The organism is Streptomyces cahuitamycinicus (assembly GCF_002891435.1).
Taxonomy (GTDB): Bacteria; Actinomycetota; Actinomycetes; order Streptomycetales; family Streptomycetaceae; genus Streptomyces; species Streptomyces cahuitamycinicus.
In genome coordinates, this window is the sequence record NZ_POUC01000621.1 from 1 (window position 1) to 3,455 (window position 3,455).

At 70.4% G+C, this 3,455-nt stretch carries 4 protein-coding genes; 1 reads left to right on the plus strand and 3 read right to left on the minus strand.

Annotation, left to right across the window (positions count from 1 at the left end; translation table 11 throughout):
* Positions 1-454: 454 nt before the first annotated feature.
* Positions 455-907 carry a DUF4442 domain-containing protein gene (locus C1J00_RS40480; RefSeq protein WP_180989877.1) on the minus strand — a complete coding sequence of 151 codons (453 nt, stop codon included), beginning with the start codon at positions 905-907 and terminating at the stop codon, positions 455-457.
* Between the two features lie 159 nt (positions 908-1,066).
* Here C1J00_RS40480 and C1J00_RS40485 point away from each other — a divergent pair, with 159 nt between their 5' ends.
* Positions 1,067-2,080: a DUF8017 domain-containing protein gene (locus C1J00_RS40485; protein ID WP_102913840.1), complete on the plus strand. Its 1,014-nt coding sequence runs from the start codon at positions 1,067-1,069 to the stop codon at positions 2,078-2,080.
* A gap of 69 nt (positions 2,081-2,149) precedes the next feature.
* Here the strand turns inward: C1J00_RS40485 and C1J00_RS40490 are convergent, their stop codons facing one another.
* On the minus strand, positions 2,150-2,416 hold the full coding sequence (locus C1J00_RS40490) for a phospholipase D-like domain-containing protein (protein ID WP_102913841.1): 267 nt from the start codon (positions 2,414-2,416) through the stop codon (positions 2,150-2,152).
* 80 nt (positions 2,417-2,496) lie between these two features.
* Positions 2,497-3,342, minus strand: a complete 846-nt coding sequence (locus C1J00_RS40495; protein WP_102913842.1) for a spermidine synthase — start codon at positions 3,340-3,342, stop codon at positions 2,497-2,499.
* Between the last annotated feature and the right edge of the window lie 113 nt (positions 3,343-3,455).

Below are 3,455 nucleotides of genomic sequence, written 5' to 3' on the forward strand. Positions count from 1 at the left end.
GGCGTGGGGGGTTGGGGGATTGCACGGAACCATTTCCTTCCAGCCGCAGAACGGCAGGCGAATTGCGCGTCCGTCGGAAAGCAGGTGCGTGATTGGTGCATACCTATGCCGCGTCAGCTGCGGACTCGGCTGTGAGGTGGCTCACTTGCTGTGAGGTGGCTCACTTTCGCACATACGACTCACTGGTAACAAGGAGTTCGATGACCCAAGTTCAAAACGCGGGAATTCCAGAAAGGTTACCAACGGTATCCGCACCGGCTTTCGAAAAAATGGGCGCCGATGGTCCCAAGTTGTGTGCACGCAAAGGCGATTGGCACACGAAATCTCCAACTCCGCAGCGCGCCCTCATCCGGCCCCGGGGGAGCCGGGCGGTGCGCCCCGGGCACCGGGGCATGGTGGCCTGACATGCGAAAGCCCCGACACCCGGCCGGGGCCCCGCACCGCGACAGCGTGGTCAGCCGTTGGGCCGCAGGGTCCACACCACGGTCATCTCGCCGGTCACGGCACCATCGGACCGCTGCAAGGCGACGGCCACCGGGAACTCGGGGCGCTCACCGGCGTCCAGCTGGGCGACGACCTCGGCGGCCGGGCGGCCGAGAGTTGCCGTGGCGGTGACGGCACCCATCGCCAGCTTCTTGTAGGAGATCTCGGCGCTGACGGCGAGCGGCACGGCGCGCGAGAGCTGGTCCCCGAACGCGGCCAGCACGATCGCCCCGCTCGCGGACTCACCGAGCGTGAACATCGCACCGGCGTGCGGGCCGCCCACGTGGTTGTGGTACCCCGCCTGGTCCGGCAGCGACACCACCGCCCGCTCCGGCGAGGTCTCGAGGAACTCGAGATTCAGGGTCCGGGCCATGGGCACCGTGGCGGCGAGCATCTCGCCGATGGACATCTGGTCTGCGCTCATGGCCGCATGTTACTCACGAGTAGAGAGGACTGACCAGGCCATGTGACGACCGCCGCACCCGTCCGCACGACATCCTCACCGCCCGCTCCCCGGGTTGCTACGTCTCCGTCCACGGGCAGTGACCGAATCGTGTCCGGAGCGCGGCTAGGGTGACTGCTCATGTGGCCAGGACAGCAGCCGCCCGGGGGCGAGCAGAACCCGCAGGCGAACAACCCGTACCAGCAGCCGGGGTACCAGCAGCCGAATCCCTACCAGCAGCCGGGGTACCAGCAGCAGCCCAACCCTTATGGGCAGCAGCCGCAGTGGGACACCCCCGCGCCGGCCGGCGCTCCGCAGCCCCCGCAGGGCGGTGGCGGCGGCAACCGGACGAAGCTGGTCGCGATCATCGCCGCCACGGCGGTGGTCGTCGCGGCGGGTGTCACCGGCTTCCTGGTACTGGGCGGCGACAAGGACGACACGGCGGACGGCGGCAAGAACGGCAAGAAGGACAAGGCCGCGTCGAGCCCGCCGGCCGAGGAGCCGGGCGCCACCGCCACCGGCGACAACCCCCGCGGCGGCGAGGCGGCGCAGCCCACGGTCAAGGGCTGGAAGGTGGTCATCAACCCCAAGTGGGGCACGGCCTTCGACGTCCCGGCGGACTGGGAGGTGGCATCCCCGACCTCGTACGTCTTCTTCGAGGACGAGAAGTCCGACGACGGCAAGCCGCTGATCACCATGTCGGCGCCGGCGTTCTACAAGTCCGAGTGGTGCACGAGCGACGACGACAAGGACGGCAGGACCGAGACCGAGTCGCTGGCCGGGGCGGGCACCAAGGGCGCCGACGGCGCCAAGGACACCGACGAGGTCGCGGTCAACCAGGTGGCCTTCTGGGTGTACGGCGGCTACACGCAGCCGGACAAGAAGAGCGTCAAGGCCGACGACAAGGCCAAGCCCTACACCACCGCCTCGGGTGTGAAGGGCAGCGTCGCCTGGGCGCACTCGGAGGACACACCCGACAAGGGCAAGTGCGCGAGCGACGGCAAGGCGGTCACGTTCGGCTTCAAGAACTCCGCCGGCGACTTCGTCGCGTGGAGCTTCTTCGGTGCCAAGGGCGTCAAGGGCGAGGTGCCCGAGAAGACCGTCATGAAGATCCTCAGCACGGTCCGGCTGCACGGCGAGCCGACCGGCGGCTGACCCGGAAACGGACCGGGCAAGCCCCCTGCGAGGGGGCGGGCCCGGTTCACCCAAGCATCGCGAGGGGGGTCAGCCCTTCAGGTGCCCGCGGTAGACCCAGCGCCCCGAGATGGACTCGTCGTCCACACGGCAGCTGCCGATGCAGACCCAGGGGTTGCCGGAGGAGTTGGTGCAGTCCCAGTAGGCGTGCACCTTGTTGTTCTTGTAGACGTAGTCGACCACCCTGGCGTTCGCCGAGAAGCGGGCGTGGACCGGGACCTTCTCCTTGGCGACCACGTAGTCGTGGGACGTCGGCCGGCACTTGAAGGCGGCCGCCGAGGCGGAGCCGGCACCCATGAGGGGCAGCGTGGCACCGAGGAGTGCAGCCGGACCGCCCACCGGACCACGCCGGTGGCCGGCGCGACGCCGAGCGGGTGTCAGCCGATGCCGAACGCCCCGTCCGGGGGCGCGGGTGACGGCACGGCATCCGCGTCCTCCACCGGACGCGCATCGCCGATGAACTCCCGCAGCCCGGCGCCGTGTTCGACCCGGGCCGGGAAGGCGTCAGCGGCGGTGAGCCGGGCCAGGGCTGCGACGTCGACCGGCTGATGCCCAGCGACGAGCACGGCGTTCCCGAACCGCCGTCCCCGCAGCACCCCCGGCTCGGCGATCAGCACGAGCTCCTCGAAGGCGGTGGCCAGGGTGGCGAGTTGCGACCGCAGGAAGGCGAAGGGCGCGGCGTCGGGGAGGTTGGCGAGATAGACCCCGTGTGGCCCCAGCACCCGCGCGGTCTCACGGACGTAGGCGACGGAGGTGAGGTGTGCCGGCACCCGCGACCCGCTGAAGACGTCCGCGACGAGAACGTCCGCCGAGGCAGCGGGAGCGTTCTCCAGCCAGACCCGTGCGTCCGCCGCGTGCAGGGCGATGTCCGCGCCGTCCGGCAACGGCAGGTGCCCGGACACCAGCTCCAGCAGCCCCCGGTCGGCCTCGACGACGTCCTGCCGCGAGCCCGGCCGGGTCACGGCCACGTACCGGGGCAGGGTGAGCGCCCCGCCTCCGAGATGCGCCACGTCCAGCGCCCGCCCCGGCTCGGCCACGACATCCAGCACGTGCCCGAGCCGCCGCGCGTACTCGAACTCCAGATGCGCGGGCTCGTCGAGATCGACGTAGGACTGCGGCGCCCCGTCCACGGTGAGCAGCCAAGCCCTCTCCCGATCGACGTCGGGCATCAGCTTGGCGGTACCGTGATCGGTGGCCCGGGTCACGGGAATGGCGTCCTTCACCCCTCCATTGTGCGATGGGTCGACGCAGCCCAGGGGCGCGGGGAGCTGCGCGACCAGCCCATGGCGGCCCGCAGCCCCCACCATCTCAACCCACCACGGTGACGGTCCCGGCC

What these genes read in the sequence shown, in the direction of transcription:
- C1J00_RS40480 (WP_180989877.1), bottom strand. Translation starts at nt 907, where the DNA reads ATGAGCGCAGACCAGATGTCCATCGGCGAGATGCTCGCCGCCACGGTG.
- C1J00_RS40485 (WP_102913840.1), top strand. Translation starts at nt 1,067, where the DNA reads ATGTGGCCAGGACAGCAGCCGCCCGGGGGCGAGCAGAACCCGCAGGCG.
- C1J00_RS40490 (WP_102913841.1), bottom strand. Translation starts at nt 2,416, where the DNA reads ATGGGTGCCGGCTCCGCCTCGGCGGCCGCCTTCAAGTGCCGGCCGACG.